General features: G+C 53.1%; 17 protein-coding genes and 1 tRNA gene. 7 read left to right on the top strand and 11 right to left on the bottom strand.

Annotation, left to right across the window (positions count from 1 at the left end):
- The first annotated feature begins 1 nt into the window (after nucleotide 1).
- Nucleotides 2-78 (top strand) — tRNA-Asp (locus tag C9I92_RS22595).
- Between the two features lie 695 nt (nucleotides 79-773).
- Here C9I92_RS22595 and C9I92_RS22590 read toward each other — a convergent pair.
- The 7 genes from C9I92_RS22590 to C9I92_RS22560 all read right to left on the bottom strand — a co-directional run bounded on the left by C9I92_RS22590 (nucleotide 774) and on the right by C9I92_RS22560 (nucleotide 5,885).
- A complete protein-coding gene (locus tag C9I92_RS22590; RefSeq protein WP_047883761.1) occupies nucleotides 774-1,631 on the bottom strand; it encodes a TIGR03899 family protein in 858 nt (285 codons plus the stop codon).
- A gap of 156 nt (nucleotides 1,632-1,787) precedes the next feature.
- Nucleotides 1,788-2,270: a DUF3299 domain-containing protein gene (locus C9I92_RS22585; RefSeq protein WP_047883654.1), complete on the bottom strand. Its 483-nt coding sequence runs from the start codon at nucleotides 2,268-2,270 to the stop codon at nucleotides 1,788-1,790.
- Nucleotides 2,271-2,274: 4 nt separating this feature from the next.
- Nucleotides 2,275-3,534 carry an ABC transporter permease gene (locus C9I92_RS22580; protein ID WP_047883655.1) on the bottom strand — a complete coding sequence of 420 codons (1,260 nt, stop codon included), beginning with the start codon at nucleotides 3,532-3,534 and terminating at the stop codon, nucleotides 2,275-2,277.
- Nucleotides 3,531-4,220 carry an ABC transporter ATP-binding protein gene (locus C9I92_RS22575; protein ID WP_047883656.1) on the bottom strand — a complete coding sequence of 230 codons (690 nt, stop codon included), beginning with the start codon at nucleotides 4,218-4,220 and terminating at the stop codon, nucleotides 3,531-3,533. Before C9I92_RS22575 ends, C9I92_RS22580 begins: the two co-directional genes overlap by 4 nt.
- A 52-nt stretch (nucleotides 4,221-4,272) precedes the next feature.
- Complete coding sequence (zrgA, locus tag C9I92_RS22570) at nucleotides 4,273-4,854, bottom strand: zinc uptake protein ZrgA (RefSeq protein ID WP_047883657.1); 582 nt, start codon at nucleotides 4,852-4,854, stop codon at nucleotides 4,273-4,275.
- 40 nt (nucleotides 4,855-4,894) lie between these two features.
- A complete protein-coding gene (locus C9I92_RS22565) occupies nucleotides 4,895-5,176 on the bottom strand; it encodes a hypothetical protein (protein WP_047883658.1) in 282 nt (93 codons plus the stop codon).
- Nucleotides 5,177-5,333: 157 nt separating this feature from the next.
- A complete protein-coding gene (locus tag C9I92_RS22560; RefSeq protein WP_047883659.1) occupies nucleotides 5,334-5,885 on the bottom strand; it encodes a YtfJ family protein in 552 nt (183 codons plus the stop codon).
- Between the two features lie 296 nt (nucleotides 5,886-6,181).
- Between C9I92_RS22560 and C9I92_RS22555 the strand changes: the two genes are divergently transcribed.
- Complete coding sequence (locus tag C9I92_RS22555) at nucleotides 6,182-6,391, top strand: DUF1107 domain-containing protein (protein WP_047883660.1); 210 nt, start codon at nucleotides 6,182-6,184, stop codon at nucleotides 6,389-6,391.
- Nucleotides 6,392-6,394: 3 nt separating this feature from the next.
- On the opposite strand, the gene msrA is transcribed toward C9I92_RS22555, so the two are convergent.
- On the bottom strand, nucleotides 6,395-7,024 hold the full coding sequence (msrA, locus tag C9I92_RS22550) for a peptide-methionine (S)-S-oxide reductase MsrA (RefSeq protein ID WP_047883661.1): 630 nt from the start codon (nucleotides 7,022-7,024) through the stop codon (nucleotides 6,395-6,397).
- A 189-nt stretch (nucleotides 7,025-7,213) separates the two neighbouring features.
- On the opposite strand from msrA, the gene tamA reads away from it, so the two are divergent.
- The 3 genes from tamA to C9I92_RS22535 are packed head-to-tail and all read left to right on the top strand — an operon-like array spanning nucleotide 7,214 to nucleotide 13,035.
- Nucleotides 7,214-8,920: an autotransporter assembly complex protein TamA gene (gene tamA / locus C9I92_RS22545; protein WP_242551837.1), complete on the top strand. Its 1,707-nt coding sequence runs from the start codon at nucleotides 7,214-7,216 to the stop codon at nucleotides 8,918-8,920.
- Entirely contained in the window at nucleotides 8,917-12,657 is a 3,741-nt protein-coding gene (gene tamB / locus C9I92_RS22540; protein WP_047883663.1) for an autotransporter assembly complex protein TamB, read from the top strand. The genes tamA and tamB overlap by 4 nt, the downstream gene beginning before the upstream one ends.
- A 15-nt stretch (nucleotides 12,658-12,672) precedes the next feature.
- Nucleotides 12,673-13,035 (top strand): gamma-glutamylcyclotransferase family protein, encoded by a 363-nt coding sequence (locus C9I92_RS22535; RefSeq protein ID WP_047883664.1) that lies wholly within the window; start codon nucleotides 12,673-12,675, stop codon nucleotides 13,033-13,035.
- 85 nt (nucleotides 13,036-13,120) lie between these two features.
- Here C9I92_RS22535 and C9I92_RS22530 read toward each other — a convergent pair whose 3' ends face one another.
- The 3 genes from C9I92_RS22530 to fbp all read right to left on the bottom strand — a co-directional run bounded on the left by C9I92_RS22530 (nucleotide 13,121) and on the right by fbp (nucleotide 15,337).
- The gene (locus C9I92_RS22530; protein WP_047883665.1) at nucleotides 13,121-13,501 is read right to left on the bottom strand and encodes a rhodanese-like domain-containing protein; all 381 of its coding nucleotides are present in this window, start codon (nucleotides 13,499-13,501) and stop codon (nucleotides 13,121-13,123) included.
- A 115-nt stretch (nucleotides 13,502-13,616) separates the two neighbouring features.
- On the bottom strand, nucleotides 13,617-14,147 hold the full coding sequence (gene ppa, locus C9I92_RS22525) for an inorganic diphosphatase (protein WP_047883666.1): 531 nt from the start codon (nucleotides 14,145-14,147) through the stop codon (nucleotides 13,617-13,619).
- A gap of 173 nt (nucleotides 14,148-14,320) precedes the next feature.
- Nucleotides 14,321-15,337 (bottom strand): class 1 fructose-bisphosphatase, encoded by a 1,017-nt coding sequence (gene fbp, locus C9I92_RS22520; protein ID WP_047883667.1) that lies wholly within the window; start codon nucleotides 15,335-15,337, stop codon nucleotides 14,321-14,323.
- A gap of 206 nt (nucleotides 15,338-15,543) precedes the next feature.
- Here fbp and mpl point away from each other — a divergent pair, with 206 nt between their 5' ends.
- A complete protein-coding gene (gene mpl, locus C9I92_RS22515) occupies nucleotides 15,544-16,950 on the top strand; it encodes a UDP-N-acetylmuramate:L-alanyl-gamma-D-glutamyl-meso-diaminopimelate ligase (RefSeq protein WP_047883668.1) in 1,407 nt (468 codons plus the stop codon).
- Nucleotides 16,951-16,960: 10 nt separating this feature from the next.
- Nucleotides 16,961-17,584, top strand: coding sequence for a flavin prenyltransferase UbiX (locus C9I92_RS22510; protein WP_047883669.1), 624 nt, complete (start codon nucleotides 16,961-16,963; stop codon nucleotides 17,582-17,584).
- Nucleotides 17,585-17,735: the final 151 nt, after the last annotated feature.

The following is a 17,735-nucleotide window of genomic DNA, read 5'->3' as shown; positions in this document are numbered from 1 at the left end:
TGGAGCGGTAGTTCAGTTGGTTAGAATACCGGCCTGTCACGCCGGGGGTCGCGGGTTCGAGTCCCGTCCGCTCCGCCACTTATACGAAGCCCAAGCAGAAATGCTTGGGCTTTTTTACGTTTAAAGATAATGTTGTTCGCCATTCGGTCGAATGAGCCCCGCAAGATCGACAGCCCGGCCGTTCCACCACTTATGCGAAGCCTGAATTGAAAGATTTGGGCTTTCTTGCATTTGGAATTTATCGGTTCGCCCTAAGGTCAAAGGGCTATCGACGGTAGCCATTTCACAACTAATTCAAAAGTTCCACTTATCAAGAAACTTTGTCAGTGATGGCGAAGCTTTTTGACTTTTGGGGTAGCGTGTTCATCCTTGTTGAATCATTCATTGAATGAGCCTCGCTGTGTGCAATTCCGGCTGCTCTGCTGCTTCACTAACAATGACTTGCTTGTTTGTTACGTTGATGGCTTTTCAACGTGTGATTGTCAGTCACTTAGTCTGTGATCTTGCCTTATCCTCTTTCCCCACTCTGACTTGTAAAGTCAGTCGTTAGGGATGTATTGAATGTGGTTTCGACATTTTAAATATACCGATCACTTAAATATCTGTCAGATGAAGAGCAAGCCTTCATTAAGCGACTTTTTATTGTTTTAATGATGCCGTAAGGATATAGCAGAGGATGTTGAGGTATTGACTAACAGTGCCTGGACTTCAGAGAAGCGGTTGGCCTATCTGTTTGTAGTTATTGAAAATTGTGTAGCCATTAAATAATGGGGTTAATGATCTGATTCGATAAGGAAATGGGAGTGCATCATTTCCATCAGGCTTTCCCTGAAAGGTTCATGAGTTTTGCTGCCAAGGAGTTCGGCCAGTTCCTGTCCGGTAGGCGTTAGGCGGTAATAGGTGAAACTACACCCTTTTTGTTGTGGGGTCAGGCGGTAATGATGCGTCTGATAGCTGAATGTTAGTGGTGTTTGAGGAGCGAATTCGCCTGACTCTAACTCTGTTTTCAGAACTAACCCGAGCTCCATCAGGATCAATATATCGGAGTAAGGAAGCTGGAAATGCCCTAGGGTCAGCTTCTTGGTGGCTGGTGCCAGTAATGAAGGTAAAAGTTTGTGCCTGATAATAAGGGAAGTCAGGATTTTTTTGCTTTTGTCTCCGCCAAAATAGCAGGTCAGAGTACATGCCCGAAGAAAAATCTGGGCTTCTTTGTGGGTCATGGCTCTGAGGGTATCGAGTGTTTTAATCGAAATAGAGCCCGGTAATAAGCACTCTTGTTTGAGGATCCGGCTCCATAGCCGTTGCATGGAAGGATTACGGATACGCTTGGCGATGGAAAAAAAGTGAGAGAGCCAATCTGGATCGGGCTCTCCTGATTTTTCACTATGGCCGCTGTCGAAAGCTTGTTTGGTTATTCTTTCCAGGTTTTCCTGCTCCAGCAAATGTTCTTTTTGCTGTCTTTTGTCAAAGCGCTCTTGGAGAGAATGCGGCTCTTGCGGATGGATGAGGTAATCAATGCCGTGCTGGCCAGCAATTTTTGCAATGACTTTCTGAGTACCATGTTTTGACGATGACGGTTCTTCTTTCTCTGTCGTGGCCGTTAATACCGTACTGTCATGTTGTTCGCTCATTCCACCAGGCTCCATTATTATCAGGCTCCATTCTCATTAAGATTCTAGTGTAACCAGTCAGGAAACCGGGTGGCAATGGGATAGGTGGGAAAAGCGGATCTGGGTGAGGAAATATCACTAACCGGATACCCCGGTTAGTGACAGGCAGAGGCAGCTTTACATATCGTCGTAGGCTTCGATACGTGTGCCTTCCAACATATAACCGACTTGTGCCAGTTCATGGTTGATGGATTGGGTTTTCAGGGTCCCGATCAAATAAACGACGTCCCATAGCTCCTGGACCGGGGCTCCTTGGGGAAACTTGACATAAATAATCTGGTTCGGTGGCGGGGGTGGAACATGGATACATGCTCCGAAGTAGGGGACCAGCAAAAACTCTGTCAGAGTGTTTTCATTCCCTTCGAGTGGAATGACAAAGCCGGGAATTTTCACTTGGCTACCGTTTAACTCCTCTCGAACCGACCCCAGCACAGACTGAGGTGAAGCATCACCATCGTGGCTCATGACCGGCATCTGCTGTTGGTTAAACTGCGCCCGTTCTTTTTCCGGAACCAGGTCAATCCAATCTAACGTCAGTAGTTCAGTAGCCTGGCTGAACATCGGCAGCCAGCAAGCGAAAATCAGAATCCATTTTTTCATAAGATTAAACCTTTATAGTCATGCCATCAGAGAGAGAATGTCGAAATGCCTGAAGTGCAGGGATAAATCCTGCGAGCATGCCCGCGATTTGCACCATACCGAGCAGGAAGTATTCATAAGCCGTCGGCGCGGAGAGCGAAAGAACCATTCCGAATTGGGTTTGGAGAATCGGTTGAGCAATGGCCATTGCCAGATAGAGTAAGCCGATACCGGACAAAATGCCTGCCGCGGTGATCACCGTTGCTTCACTGATCAGCAGGAAAAAAATATGCACAGGGCGAGCGCCCATGGCACGTAAGATGGCCATTTCCCGCCGCCGTTCGTTCAAGCTGGTCAGCAGGCTGGTCAGCATACCCATCAGACCTGCGATGACCACGAAGCCTGAAACCGCCAGCAGTGCCTGCTCTGCGATGGACATCATGCCCCAGAGCTCATGTAATGCGATACCCGGCATAATTGCACTCAGAGGCTCTGAGGGATAGCTATTAATGGTGCGTTGCAGAGAGAAGGCCTGGATCCGTGATTTCAGCCCGAGGAAAAGCGCCGTGATCTGTTTGGGCTCAAACTGAGCTTGTGACAGTGATTCGGCCGTCGGCGTATGGCCTAACCGTGCCCCGCTTTCCCAGCCGACATGAATAGCTTCAATGGCCGGAAGTGAGACATGAACACTGCGATCGACAGGCGTACCAGTGGGGGCAAGAATCCCGACAACCTTAAAGGGCAGGTTATCGTGTCGATTGAAGGCTTTATCGCTGATGCCATGGGCAATGATGATTTCATCACCAATTTGATAGTTGAGCTTCTTTGCCACCTCTGACCCTAATACAGTGTCAAACAGGGTCTCAAACGCACGGCCTTGGGCCAGAACAAGTGACTGTTTCTGGCCGTAACGATAATAGCGGAAATAATCGGGGGTGGTGCCAATCACCCGGTATCCCCGATGTGAATCGCCGAGTGAGATTGGGATGGCCCAGTCGACAGTGGGATGTTGGCGAATATTCTGATAGCTTTGCCAGTCAATATTATTGGTGGCGTTACCTATCCTGAACACTGAATACAACAGCAGATTCACCTGGCCCGAACGGGCCCCGACAATCAGGTCTGTCCCTGAGATGGTGTTGGCGAAGCTGGCTTTAGCCTGGGTTCGGATTTTTTCTACGCCTAAGAGCAGGCTGACCGAAATTGCCACGGTAAGGATGGTGAGTACAGCGGTTGCTTTACGGTTCAGCAGGCTTTGCCAAGCCAGGCGGATTATCGCAGTCATGCGTATTCTCCTGTGGCCCGGTTGAGGCTGCTCAGGCTAAGGTGGCGATCAAACAGATGTTCCAGTGAGGCATCATGACTGACAAACAGTAATGTCATGTTTTGTCTCTCACATTCTTCCATCAGAAGATTGATGAAGGCTTCCCGATTGTCATGATCCAACGCGGAAGTGGGCTCATCGGCAATAAGTAGAGGTGGGCGTCCGATTAATGCGCGGGCTGCCGCGACACGTTGTTGCTGCCCGATGCTTAGCGTGCTGACCGGGCGGTGAAGGCATGCATCAGGCAGGTGTAATTGTGTCAGCAGACGACGCGCTTCTTGTGGTAATTGTCCATTGAGGAGCTGCCTGCGGCTGTCTGAAAACCGGCAGGGTAACAGTACATTGTCGATAACGGATAGATAAGGCAACAAGTTAAACATCTGAAAAATATAGCCCATATTGTCCGCCCGGAATCGATCCCGCTGGGTTGCTGACAGTGAGCTAAATGGCTGATCCAGAAGCCGGATGGTACCTGTGGTAGGAAGATTGATGCCTGCCAGCAGGCTCAGCAGGGTGGACTTTCCGCTGCCGCTCGGGCCTTTCAGGAAGGTTTTTTCTCCCCGGCGGATTGTCAGGGACGGGATGTCAAGCAAGGTCGGCTGTTTCGGCCAGTGAAACGTTAAGTCACTGATCTCAATAATCGTCATAATGCATCCTGAACAATGGGGGACGAGCCCCCCATTTTCGTTTTCTCACTCGTTAAAAATGAAAGCGTGGCTGGCCTGGTTTGAGCGTAGCCGCTTTTTGTTGTTTGGCGGTGAAGGCGTTGATGTTCACCTGCTCGGTCGCCGGGAATTGCTCGAACCAGTGCAGCTCCAGGTACGTTAACCCTGCCATGTTGTTGCACTGATAGAGGAATTGCACGCTAAACTCGCCATGCTCATGCTCATGCTCATGCTCATGCTCATGCTCATGCTCATGCTCATGCTGATCATGAGAGCGATGCGTCAGCGTTTCTGTCGCCTCGGCCTGAGTCAGCTGACAGTTTGCTGCTGAGGGGAATGACAGCAGCGTATCCGGTGTTTGCAGTGTCGCTAATGCCCGGGCTAGCTTTTCCTTGTCATCGAGGCTACTGGGTTCATGTTCAAATCCGACGATGTCAGCGCCCGGTGCGGTAATTTCTACCAGCAGTTCGTTGCCATCCTGTGCCAGGTTGAATGTCACGACACCATGGACATGGGCATCATGTTGGTGAAAGTGTCCTTCAGCAACGGCAGACGCGTAAGGAAAAGCACCTGCGGCCAACATGGCTAAGGCAGTTAAAGCAAAAGAGTTTTTCATGGTATGTCCTGTCTAAACGAATGTAAGAATAAAAAAGAGTTCAGACAGGTTGGGGTGGTGAACGGGCTGTTGGCGAAGCCGGTTGGCCCGACAGGTGCTGTGCAGCACCGGCAATCAGTGGCGGGTACTGAATCGTGGGGAGAGGCAGTGAGATACTATCAGGAGCAATGGCATCCAGCGCCAGATGACAGACCGCGCAATCCGGACGGTGATGGTGATCCAGGCTGGCTTCGATGTGATGTAACAGACTGAGCGGCCCAAGTATGATGAGCAGCGTGCACAGTCCCAGCCATTTGAACAGATGTCGGTGTCCGTTTCGCATCTTGTCGAGTCGTTAAAAAAGCCATGCCCCAGAAGTGTGTAACAATATAACATCACATTTCCGGGTGGTCATGGCCTAAAAGTCAAAGCGCGGTGAAAATACCGTCGTTGCGGGCTGTCCGCATACAGTGATGCGGTGCTGGTTGATATGGAACGGATTAAAGGTGCGTACTGACCAGCTTCAGGGCTTCTTTGACTTCACCCGCGCTCAGTTTGCCTTCTTTCACAAACAGGACCTTGCTGTCTTTATCCAGCACAATAATGGCCGAGTTTTCTTTGGCCAGATCCCAGCTCTGATGAACACGGCCATTGGCATCCAGTACCATCGAAGACCATGAAAACGCTTTTTTGCTGTCTTCGGCGGAGGACTTCACAAAGCTGCCGGTGCCCCAAATGGCGTCATCCTGGTTAATGATAGTGGTGGTCTGGTATTTGTCTTGCGGGAATTTGGCTGCAGTGATGGCCGCCATCAGTTCTGCATTCAGCTCTTTAGCGGAGCTACGCCCGGCGATCGCCTGAATAACCCGCACTTTACCGTCCAGTTGCTGGCTGCTCCATGCCTGATAGTGGATCTCCCCATTTTGGAGCATCAGCTCCCCTTTATCGGCCACGGATACGGTTGGTAGTGGTTGACCCACGGTCAGGTTATGAGCCAGTGCAACCCCAGGTAAGCATGCTGCGACGACTGCCCACAGAAACTTCTTTTTCATGATTTCTATTCCATTAATTATTAGACGCATCATTATCTTAGAAGAGATAACGATAACTGGTAAAACCAGTTGTTAAAGCTTGAGCCGCATCACAGCACCCTGCAACGCGAAATACCCCTCAGAATGCACACAGTGTACAAGCCGATACCGTTTTTGCTTTCGATACAAACAGAAAGTGGTTGGCACGAAATGTGCTGATACTTGTTTGGGGAAGGCTGGTGAAAAGAATAAAGGGATAACTGAACCTATATGCTGTTTACACGGTCAATTAGATAAGGGCTGTTTGTGAGGGAATCATGCTGAGAATTTTTAAACATTATCGTCCGACACAAGTTGCCCGCCACGTGAAAAATTACTTCCGTGGGCGGGTCTTCATTTCCGGTATCGGTGGTTTTGAGTTTGACTGCGGTCGACTGCTTCCGCCCAAAAAACACGATAAGAAAGCATTGAACGTGTTAAGCGAAGTGAACCGTGAAATTCAGCTGTTGACCGCAGAAGGGATGTAACCGTTATTTAAACTGAGGTGGCATGCAGATACCGGTGCCACCCAGTCCGCAGTAACCATCCGGGTTTTTGGCCAGATATTGCTGATGGTAATCTTCAGCAAAATAGAAGTTCCCCGCCGGGGCAATTTCCGTTGTGATGGGGTGACTACCCAACGCGGCCTGATAGCGCGCCATACTGTCGGTCACGGCGGCGGTCTGTTCGTCTGAATGGGTATACACGACAGAGCGGTATTGTGTCCCCATATCATTCCCCTGGCGCATTCCCTGAGTCGGGTCATGATTTTCCCAGAACAGCGTCAGCAACTCATCTAAGCTGATCACTACCGGGTCAAAAATAATCCGTACCACTTCGGCATGGCCGGTTTTACCGGTACACACTTCTTCATAGGTCGGGTTCGGTGTTAAGCCGCCGCTGTAACCTACGGCAGTGCTGTACACGCCGGGTTGTTTCCAGAACAGCCGCTCAGCACCCCAGAAGCACCCCATCCCTACCGTCAGGACTTCGTGGCCGGCTGGGATGGTGTCATCGAGTTCAGTGCCATTTACTGCATGCGCACTGGTTGGCAAAATAGGGGTTGCCCGGCCGATTAACGCCGTTTCAGCCGTTGGCATGTTGAGCTTATCAGAAGACATTGTTCATTCCTTTTTACGTCATCATTTGCTCTCAAGGTAGAGGAATCCGGAATGACAATCAACATCCTTGCTATTTCCTGTCAAAATGTTGGCAGTTAAGTCGTGGCTTTGTCAGAATTAACACTGCTCAAGGCAAAAAAATAACACGAAGATCCTAAAAATGAAGTCATAAGAATGAAGACACATGTTATGCGGTACAGTCTCGCCGCGTTTGCGCTATCCGTTACGCTTCCGGTTTCCGCCGCGACGTCATTGGAAATTACTGGTGTTAAAGGGAAGTTGAAGGACAATGTTGATGCCTATGTGTCAGCCATTCCGGAGAAGGACTACAGCACATCACTTCGCTTTCGGCAGCAACTGGAAGGCGAAATTCGCGATGCGCTGAAGGCGCTGGGGCGCTATAACCCCACGATATCCTTCACAGATTCCGTCGACGGCGATAACAGCGTCCTGAAAGTGGCCATCAAACCGGGGCCAAAAACCGTGATCGCCAAAAGTGATATTCAGATCACCGGTGATGCCCAAGATGATCCGGATGTCATCGAACTGGTCCGCAACAGCGGGCTGGGGCTGGGAAAAACGCTGAATCACGGAAAATATGAATCGCTCAAATCCTCGCTCAGTAGTCTGGCTCTGCGGAAAGGCTATTTTGATGCCGAGCTGTTGACCAGCCGGATGGAGGTGGCTCCCAGCCGAAATGAAGCCTATATCACGATCGAGTTTGCCAGTGGAGCGCGTTACCACTTTGGCAAGACCACCTTTAAAGGCAGCCAGATTGATCTGGATCGTCTCGAATCATTGATCCCTTACGAAGAGGGGGATCCGTATCTGGCTTCCTCGCTGGGGGAATTTAACCAGCGTTTGTCCAATGTTGGCTGGTTCTCTTCCATTTTCGTCGGCGGGGCCGTTGCGCAGCGTCATGACGAGGAGATCCCGGTCAATGTCGTGCTCAGCCCGCAGGTACGGAATCAGGTTGAAACCGGTATCGGTTACTCAACCGATGTCGGGGTGCGACTGAAAATGAACTGGCACAAGCCATGGCTGAACAGTGCCGGGCACAGTCTGGATGTCAAAACGGAGTTGTCCACGGTCCAGCCGAAAATTGAGGCTGTCTACAAAATTCCGTTGGATGATGTTCTGAATGACTACTACCAGGTAGTGGGCGGGATTCGCTATGTCGACAACCATGACACGGTCAGCACCGAGTACAGTCTGGGTCTGGAGCGTCACTGGCGCCTCGATAGCAACTGGAAACGGGTGGCTTCCTTACGGGTACTGTATGAAGACTATAACCAGGGCGCGGAAGAAAGCGGCGTGCTGGCGATGGTGTTGCCGGGGTTGAGCTATGACCGTACCCGGGTTCGAGGTGGTGCGATGCCAACCTGGGGCGACAAGCAAATGATTTCCATGGAGTATTCTGACCCAGCGCTGGGATCGGACACTCGCCTGTTCCATTTACGTGGACGTTCTGCCTGGATCCGGAGCTGGGCGGAAGATCACCGCGGCCTGGTCCGCATTGACGGCGGGGCCGTGTTTGCCGACCGTCTGGAAGATGTTCCTCCTTCCATGCGTTTCTTCGTCGGGGGTGATAACAGCCTGCGTGGCTACAGTTATGAGTCCATTGCTCCACGCGACAGCGAAGGTAGGCTGCGCGGCGGTAAGTATATGCTTACTTCCACGGCTGAATACCAGTACCGGGTGTACGGCAACTGGTGGGGCGCGGTCTTTTATGACTATGGCTCGGCCTGGAATGACAGCCCGGACTGGCTGGCTGGTGCCGGGGTCGGGGTTCGTTGGGCATCACCTGTCGGCCCGGTGCGGGTGGACTTTGCCTGGGGACTGGATAAAGACAAGGATAAGTTCCAACTGCACTTTGTTTTGGGGCCAGAGATATGATTTGGGTAAAACGACTAACCTTGGCTTTACTGGCCTTGTTACTGGTGCTGGTGATTGCGATTGCCGCGCTGCTTTACACACCGGCCGGGATCAAGGTCGCGCTGTGGGGCGCCCAGAAAGCGTTACCGGCCCTTTCGGTTGGCAGCAGCAGCGGGAGCCTGATGAAGGGCTTTGCGCTGGAGCAGGTGCGCTATCAGGACGGTGCGCTTGATCTGGCGGTGAACCGCCTCGGATTGACGATCGATGATGGATGTCTGCTGACACCCGCGGTGTGCGTGAAAGAGCTGGCCATTGACGGTACCCGCTTCAGCATGCCGGAAGTACCGCCGCCGTCAGAAGAGGAAGAGCCGGCCAGCGAACCGGTGACCACCATTACGCTGCCGTTGCCAATCTCGATTGACCGTATTGCGCTGAACGATGTGGCGCTGGATATTCTGGGCAACAAGATTGCCTGGGACACATTCAGTACTGCTGCCAAGATGGAAGGGAATCAGGTCACTATCATGCCGACTGACTGGGACGGTGTCTCGGTATCACTGGCACCGGCGGCCGAAAATGCTTCCGCGGCAGCGGAGATTGTTGAGCAGAGTGAGCCTCAGCCGATCGTGTTGCCGGAAGTGGTGATTCCGCTGAATATTGCAGTCGAACGCTTTACCGTGAAGTCCTTCAGCCTTGAGGGCGAAGCGCCGCAAAAGGTGGAGCTGCTGGATCTGGTGGCGTCGACCGTAGGCAGTGAAGTGCAAATTGATAAGCTGGTGCTCAAAGCCCCGCAGGGGACACTGGACGCGAAAGCGAATGTGACCCTGAGTGGGGATTATCCGCTGACGCTGGACGCGAAACTGGATGTCGCCATGGCACCGCTGGCGGGGCACAAGCTGGCGCTGAAAGCGTCCGGCAGTGCCGTTAAACTGGGGCTGGATGCCAGCCTGAGCGGTACCATTGATGCCCTGGTGAAAGGCCAGCTGTCACCGTTGGACCCTGATCTACCGTTTGATGTCAGTGTCAGCAGTAAAAATATCCAGTGGCCGATTGACAGCGATGCGGAATTTACCGTCAAGGACACATCTCTGACAGCAAAAGGGAAGCTATCCGGTTACAGCTTCAGCCTGAAGAGTAACATCGACGGGAAACCGATGCCGGCAGTTAAGGCCGATCTGCAGGGGAAAGGCTCTCTGAATGATGTCGCCCTGAGCCGGCTGATGGTCGAAACGCTGGGCGGTACGGTCTCGGGTAGTGCGTCAGCCAGCTGGAAAGATTTGGTGAACTGGCAGGGTGAACTGGCGTTCAGCCATATTCAACCGGGGTTGGAGTGGCCGGATGTACCGGGTGATATCAGCGGGAAGCTGAAAACCTCCGGTGGCCTGACCAAACAGGGCGGCTGGTATGTCGAACTGCCTGCGCTGACGGTGGACGGTATCGTCATGGATCAGCGCCTGGATATGAAAGGCGAGCTGTCCGCCAGCGACCGCAGCGGCAAGGGTAACCTGACCTTCAATACGCCGGGACTGTCAATTAAGCATGGTCCGAATGGTTTGCTGGCGAAAGGTAACCTGAGCGACACCTGGGATATGTTGGCGATCATTGATGCGCCGAACCTGGCGCAGTCAATGCCGGGGCTACGCGGGAAAGTACAGGGACGGGTGGATGTCAGAGGTAAAATGGCAGAGCCGGATCTGGCTTTGGATCTGACCGGCCAGGCGTTGGGATGGCAGGATTTGGCCAATCTCGAAAAACTGACGATTAAAGGCAAAGTGAAGCCGATGCCCGCGCTGGATGCGGATCTGCAGGTGCTGGCCTCAGACGGCCGGTTTGACACCTTCAACCTGGCGAATTTGGCACTGATTTTCCGTGGAACCGAACAACGCCATGAGCTGACGCTGAAGATGGACGCCGAGCCGGTCAGTGCCGATTTGCGGCTGACCGGGGCTCTTAACCGCGAACAGGGCTGGCAGGGGCGTCTGGAAAAAGGTGAAATTGATACTGAGATTGGGCCGTGGAAGCTGGATCGCTCGACCCCGATTGGTTACCAGTTCAAGACTCAGCTTGCGACGGTTGCGGCGCACTGCTGGAAGCAGGATAAGTCTGCGCTGTGCCTGAGTGAAAACCTGACGGCGGGGGCCAGCGGGCGTGCCAAGCTGGCCGTGAATAACTTCGACTTTGCCATTATCAAGCCATTCCTGCCGGAGAACGTGGAATTGCAGGGCGCGCTGGGTGCGCATGTGGATGCGACCTGGGCACCGAACTCTGCTCCTTTTGTTCAGGCCAACATTGCCCTGCCTGCTGGCTTTGTGAAGCAAAAGAGCGAGCCGGACGGGCAGCCAATGATGCTGGGCTGGGATAAGGTAACCCTGAATGCTGAAGTGAAGCAGGATGTGCTCAACGCCGACTGGCTGATTGCCGTGAAAGACAATGGCGATCTGAGTGGCCGCGCACGGGTAACTCAGCTGACCGGTGAACAGCAGATAGAGGCCAACCTGAAGCTGGATCGCTTTATGCTGGACTTCCTGCAGCCGCTGGTGGCGGATTACGATAAGTTCGGTGGCCAGATTGACGCCAACCTGAACCTGTCGGGCCCGGCAATGCACCCTGCGGTTAACGGTCTGGTGAAAGTCAGCAAGGTGCAGGCCATTGGCCGTAAAGTGCCACTGGATATCAAGAATGCCGATATCACGGCGACCTTCTCAGGATATCAGGCTCAGCTGAACGGTAAGATTGTGACGCCGGACGGTAATCTGGCTCTGGCCGGTGATGCCAACTGGCGGGATATGGCGAACTGGGCTACTCAGTTGCGGGTTAATGGCCGCGAACTGGAAGTTAACATGCCGCCGATGCTGGCCGTGCGTGTGAGCCCGGATTTGACCATCAAAGCCGGTCCGCAACAGGCGGAAATTACGGGTAAAGTTGAAATTCCGTGGGGCCGCATTACCGTGGATCAGCTGCCGGAATCTGCCGTTGCCGTTTCCGATGATGAGATCCTGCTGACGGCAGATCTCAAGCCGGTAGAAAAAGAGTCAGCCATGCCGTTCTCGGTGAAAACCAATGTGCTGGTTCGCATCGGGGATGATGTACGCCTGAGTGCGTTTGGCCTGAAATCTAACCTGGTGGGGGATCTGAATGTCCGCCAGAATGATAAAGGGCCGCAGGTCTTCGGTGAGGTGAACCTGAAGGACGGTACTTACCGCTCCTTTGGCCAGACACTGGTGATCCGCAAAGGCCAGCTGCTGTTTAATGGTCCGGCAGATCAGCCATACTTGTCGATTGAGGCGATTCGCGATCCGGAAAATATCGAGGACGATGTGATTGCAGGGATCCGGGTAACCGGCCCGGCGGATAATCCGAAGGCGGACATTTTCTCGGATCCGGCGATGCCGCAGCAGAACGCGCTGTCTTACATCCTGCGTGGCCGGGATCTCGACAGCGAGTCGAACAGCGGCGATGCGATGACCATGGCTCTGATCAGTATGGGTCTGGCACAGGGCGGCCAGCTGGTGGGTAACATCGGTGAGGCATTTGGGGTGCAGGACCTGTCGCTGGATACGGCCGGTTCGGGCGATGACTCCCAGGTGACGATCAGTGGTTACATCGCGCCGGGGCTGCAGGTCAAATACGGTGTCGGGATCTTCAACTCGATAGGGGAATTCACGGTGCGTTACCGCCTGATGAAAGATCTCTATGTGGAAGTGGTGTCAGGCCTCGACAGTGCGGTCGACCTGCTGTACCAGTTCGAATTTAACTAACAGGAGTAAGGGACGGTGAGGGTTTTTGTCTACGGGACCCTGCGACACGGGGAGTCTAACCACTCCCTGCTTCGTCAGGCGACATTGCTGGGGCTGCATACTTTGCCTTACGGGTACTGCCTGTATGATCTGGGGCCTTACCCGGCAGCCGTTCAGGCCGCAGGTGGTGCTCAGCTGGTGGGGGAGGTCTATGAGATTGACCGGACAATCCTGCGGGATCTTGATGAGCTGGAGGAGTACCCGGAGGTGTATGATCGGGCGACTGTGACCACACCTTATGGTGACGCGTTTGTTTATCTCTACCAGCAGACTGTGGTCGGCCTGCCGCTGATTGTCGGCGGTGACTGGTGTGGCCGGATAGTGCGACAAGCAGTGTAGCGTGGTTTAACCTGAGGGCTTTACATCATCGTCTCAGTCATCAGAACCAAAAGCGAAAAACCCGGCCTGTGAGCCGGGTTTTTTATTATCGCATAGGCATAGCGGCGTCGAGTGCCTGGTAATTCTCACCGTTGTAGAGCTGGGTATACCCCAGCTTTGCCAGCTCTGCTTCTGCTATGCCTGAACGGCGTCCTGACTGGCAGTACAGCATAATTGGCCGCGAGGTATCGGGTTCCAGTGATGTCAGCTGTTTGATGTCATCAAACGGAATATTGATGGCACCGGGCAAGTGACCGTCGGCAAATTCTGCCGGGGTGCGAACATCGACAATCAGTGGCGGATTACTTGGCTGAGCCTGATAGGTTTGCCAGAATTCGGCCGGGGAAACCACTTCCGCGGCGACCGGGAGTGTCAGTCCGCTCCAACAGACGAGGGCGATCAGGGCTCCGGGGATACGTTGTTTCATGGGGAGACTCCGGTGTTTTTGCCTGCGTTAGCGGTGGGGGGTGCATCCGGTAACGGCATGGGCTACAGGATCAAGTATAAAAAAAGCCGGGCTTGATGCCCGGCTTTCTTCAGGATTATTTTTCCTGAGCGCGCTTGAATGACTCAAGGATTTCCGCTTTAGCTGCAGCAGCGTCAGCCCAGCCGTCAACTTTAACCCACTTGCCCGCTTCCAGCTCTTTGTAACGCTCGAAGAAATGAGTGATCTGCGCTTTCAGCAGTTCTGGCAGGTCGTTTACGTCCTGGATGTGGTCGTATTCTTTTGTCAGCTTGCTGTGTGGTACAGCAACAACTTTCGCATCTTCACCAGATTCGTCAGTCATCTTCAGAACGCCAACTGGACGGCAGCGGATCACTGAACCCGGAACCAGTGGGAATGGAGTCGGAACCAGTACGTCAACTGGGTCGCCGTCCAGAGATAGCGTGTGGTTCACGTAGCCGTAGTTACATGGGTAGAACATTGGCGTAGACATGAAACGATCCACGAATACTGCGCCAGAGTCTTTGTCGACTTCGTATTTGATTGGATCTGCGTTTGCCGGGATTTCGATAACCACGTAGATATCTTCTGGAATGTCTTTACCAGCTGGTACCTGATTCAGGCTCATTGTTTCTTCCTTTATTTAGTTAACTATTTGCGGTGATGTTTGGAAATTATAATACCAACATCGCCGATTCGTTGTCTAATCGCAACGCCCTCCGGCAGGCTTGGACAGGCCGGAAGTGTGAGGGGGGTGATTATGCAAAAAAACAGGCTGCATTGGCAGCCTGTTTTTGCAGATTATTCCTGTTCAGGGAATTCTTTGAGGAATGCTTCGACTTTTCGGACCATCGGGGTCGATCCGACAAAGAACGGCACCCGCTGGTGAAGTTCGGTCGGTTCAATGTCCATGATGCGACGACTGCCGTCAGAAGCGATACCACCCGCCTGCTCAATCAGGAACGCCATTGGGTTACATTCATAAAGAAGACGCAGTTTACCCTGAGGGTGCGTCGCAGTGCTTGGGTACAGGTAGATGCCGCCTTTCAGCAGGTTACGGTGGAAGTCCGCGACCAGAGAGCCGATGTAGCGAGAGGTGTACGGACGGTGATCTTCCGGCACATTCTCCTGGCAGTATTTGATGTACTTCTTCACGCCCATAGGGAAGCGGAAATAGTTACCTTCGTTGATGGAGTAAATGCGGCCTTCTTCAGGAATGCGCATGTTCTCGTGCGACAGGCAGAAAACACCCAGAGACGGGTCGTAGGTAAAGCCGTGTACACCGTTGCCGGTTGTGTAAACCAGCATGGTAGATGAACCATAAATGATGTAACCGGCAGCAACCTGGCGGTGGCCCGGCTGCAGGAAATCTTCTTCCGTTGGAGGGGTACCCACCGGAGAAACGCGGCGGTAGATAGAGAAGATCGTACCGACGGAAACGTTTACGTCAATATTCGAAGAACCATCCAGTGGGTCCATCAAAACAACGTACTTGGCATTGCGGTTGAGCTCTTTGTTGAAGGCGACAGCTTCGTCTTCTTCTTCACTCGCTACACCACACACTTGATCACGGGCTTCAAGGGCAGCTTTGAACTTATCGTTGGCGTACACATCGAGTTTCTGTTGCTCTTCCCCTTGTACATTCTGGCCGCCGATCGAACCGGTAATATCAACCAGACCTGCTTTGTTGATTTCACGGTTGACGATTTTGGCCGCCAGTTTGATTGAACCTAATAGCGAAGACAGTTCGCCGCTGGCGTGGGGGAAGTCAGTTTGTTTCTCGACAATGAACTCACCAAGGGTTCTAATATCGGACATATACAATCCTTGCATCATGTTGTCATTGGGGCATTTATGTCGGGTACAATGTCTCTGCGGAGCATTTTGATACCCGATTTGGCAGACGCCTGCTTAATAGTGTGGTCTATTCGCAATTAAAGAATTGTATATAAAGATCTTTTTTATGGTACTGAAGTAACGCAGTAGCGTGAAATTTATATTGTTTACCGAGTGAGCCGAAAGTTATGCACATCCACATTTTAGGAATTTGCGGCACATTTATGGGCGGAGCGGCGGTTCTCGCCCGTCAGCTGGGTCATAAAGTGACAGGCTGTGATGCGAATGTTTACCCGCCAATGAGCACTCTGCTTGAGTCTCAAGGTATTGAAATTATTGAGGGGTATGATCCTGCTCAATTAAACCCTGCACCTGATCTGGTGGTGGTCGGCAATGCGATGAGCCGCGGAAATCCCTGTGTGGAGTATGTGCTGAACAACAACCTCCGCTATACCTCGGGGCCGCAATGGTTGCAGGAAATTTTGCTGCATGACCGTTGGGTGATGGCCGTGGCCGGTACCCATGGTAAGACCACTACAGCCAGTATGCTGGCTTGGATCCTGGAAGATTGCGGCTATCAGCCGGGTTTTCTGGTCGGTGGCGTGCTCGGAAACTTCGGCGTTTCCGCGCGGTTAGGTGAAAGTATGTTTTTCGTCGTCGAGGCGGACGAATACGATAGTGCTTTTTTCGATAAGCGTTCTAAGTTTGTTCATTATCGACCACGAACGCTCATAATGAACAATCTCGAGTTCGATCACGCAGATATTTTTGACAACCTGGCGGCGATTCAGCGTCAGTTTCATCATTTGGTACGCACTGTGCCGGGGAATGGTCGAATTCTGGCACCGAAGGGTGTGCCGGCGATTGACCAGACGCTGGAGATGGGTTGCTGGAGTGAGCTGGAATACATCGGTGAGGATGGCTATTGGCGGGCAAGTAAGCAAGATGATGCCGGCAGCCGGTTTGATGTCTACCTGGATGACCAGTTGGTAGGAACCGTCAACTGGGAATTGATTGGCGATCACAACGTCAATAATGCGCTGATGGCGATTGCGGCTGCCCGACATGTTGGGGTAACACCGGATCTGGCGTGCGAGGCGCTGGGGAAATTTATCAACACCAAGCGCCGACTGGAGCTGAAAGGTGAGATTAACGGGGTGCGTGTGTATGACGACTTTGCGCATCACCCGACTGCGGTAGAGCTGACCTTGGGAGGGCTGCGTGCCAAAGTTGGTGAGCAGCGGATCCTGGCGGTACTGGAACCGCGCTCGAATACCATGAAGCTGGGTGTGCATAAGCAGGATCTGGCTCCAGCCTTGGCGGCGGCTGACGAAGTGTTCATCTATCAGCCGGACAACATTCCGTGGTCCGTTGACGAGATTGCCGTGCTGTGTGAGCAACCTGCGACAACCGATGCCGATCTGGATCGTCTGGTGGCGAGTATTGTGACCGCCGCGCAGCCGGGCGACAATATTCTGGTGATGAGTAACGGCGGGTTTGGTGGTATTCACGGTAAGCTACTGGCTGCCCTGAGTGAAAAATCCTCCTGCTCAGAAGTGGGTCGTAACTCCGCGGCAAACCAAGGTGCAAACTAAGGTGAGACCGGTGAATAACGACAAACGTATTACCCTGGCCTGGACGGGCGCTTCTGGTGCGCCATATGGCTTGCGCCTGCTGGAATGCCTGCTGGCGGCCGATTACGATGTTTTTCTGCTGATCTCATCGGCCGCCCGGGTGGTGCTGGCCACCGAACATGGCCTGAAGTTACCGGCAGGGCCGGACGCGGCCAAACAGGTGCTGGTTAACCATCTGGGCTGTCACGGTGACAAGCTGACGGTCTGCGGTAAAGAAGACTGGTTTTCGCCGGTGGCTTCTGGCTCTGCGGCTCCGAAACAGATGGTGGTCTGTCCGTGCTCGGCCGGAACGCTGGCATCCGTGGCTCACGGCTTGTCGGATAACCTGCTGGAGCGGGCAGCGGATGTGGTGCTCAAAGAGCGCGGGCAGTTGCTGCTGGTGGTACGGGAAACCCCGTTTTCGACCCTGCACCTGGAAAACATGCTCAAGCTGTCTCAGATGGGGGCCACTATCATGCCAGCGGCACCGGGCTTCTACCATCAGCCGCAGAGCATTGAGGATCTGGTGGATTTCATGGTCGCGCGTATTCTGGACCATCTTGGGGTTGAGCAAGGTCTGGTGCCCCGCTGGGGCTATGATCATCGTCAGCCGTAGTGGATAAAGCGGCAACGCTGCCACACCGCCATGGTTAATGGTTCTGTCTGTTGAGCAAAAGCCCGCATCGTTGCGGGCTTTTTGATTGTAGGAGGCGTTGAGCGCGTTGAGCTGAGTTTATATATCAGGGGGGGCTCAACACACCGCCGGG

This window comes from Photobacterium ganghwense (assembly GCF_003025595.1).
GTDB classification, from domain to species: domain Bacteria; phylum Pseudomonadota; class Gammaproteobacteria; order Enterobacterales; family Vibrionaceae; genus Photobacterium; species Photobacterium ganghwense.
Note: the sequence above shows the minus strand (reverse complement) of the source record. Positions and strands in the feature narration are given on the sequence as shown.

Excerpts from the sequence above, each read along its gene's own strand:
- C9I92_RS22585 (WP_047883654.1), bottom strand. The coding sequence starts at position 2,270 with ATGAAAAAATGGATTCTGATTTTCGCTTGCTGGCTGCCGATGTTCAGC.
- C9I92_RS22555 (WP_047883660.1), top strand. The coding sequence starts at position 6,182 with ATGCTGAGAATTTTTAAACATTATCGTCCGACACAAGTTGCCCGCCAC.
- tamA (WP_242551837.1), top strand. The coding sequence starts at position 7,214 with ATGCGGTACAGTCTCGCCGCGTTTGCGCTATCCGTTACGCTTCCGGTT.
- C9I92_RS22530 (WP_047883665.1), bottom strand. The coding sequence starts at position 13,501 with ATGAAACAACGTATCCCCGGAGCCCTGATCGCCCTCGTCTGTTGGAGC.
- ppa (WP_047883666.1), bottom strand. The coding sequence starts at position 14,147 with ATGAGCCTGAATCAGGTACCAGCTGGTAAAGACATTCCAGAAGATATC.
- C9I92_RS22560 (WP_047883659.1), bottom strand. The coding sequence starts at position 5,885 with ATGAAAAAGAAGTTTCTGTGGGCAGTCGTCGCAGCATGCTTACCTGGG.
- C9I92_RS22580 (WP_047883655.1), bottom strand. The coding sequence starts at position 3,534 with ATGACTGCGATAATCCGCCTGGCTTGGCAAAGCCTGCTGAACCGTAAA.
- mpl (WP_047883668.1), top strand. The coding sequence starts at position 15,544 with ATGCACATCCACATTTTAGGAATTTGCGGCACATTTATGGGCGGAGCG.
- C9I92_RS22575 (WP_047883656.1), bottom strand. The coding sequence starts at position 4,220 with ATGACGATTATTGAGATCAGTGACTTAACGTTTCACTGGCCGAAACAG.
- C9I92_RS22590 (WP_047883761.1), bottom strand. The coding sequence starts at position 1,631 with ATGAGCGAACAACATGACAGTACGGTATTAACGGCCACGACAGAGAAA.
- C9I92_RS22565 (WP_047883658.1), bottom strand. The coding sequence starts at position 5,176 with ATGCGAAACGGACACCGACATCTGTTCAAATGGCTGGGACTGTGCACG.
- tamB (WP_047883663.1), top strand. The coding sequence starts at position 8,917 with ATGATTTGGGTAAAACGACTAACCTTGGCTTTACTGGCCTTGTTACTG.
- fbp (WP_047883667.1), bottom strand. The coding sequence starts at position 15,337 with ATGTCCGATATTAGAACCCTTGGTGAGTTCATTGTCGAGAAACAAACT.
- zrgA (WP_047883657.1), bottom strand. The coding sequence starts at position 4,854 with ATGAAAAACTCTTTTGCTTTAACTGCCTTAGCCATGTTGGCCGCAGGT.
- msrA (WP_047883661.1), bottom strand. The coding sequence starts at position 7,024 with ATGTCTTCTGATAAGCTCAACATGCCAACGGCTGAAACGGCGTTAATC.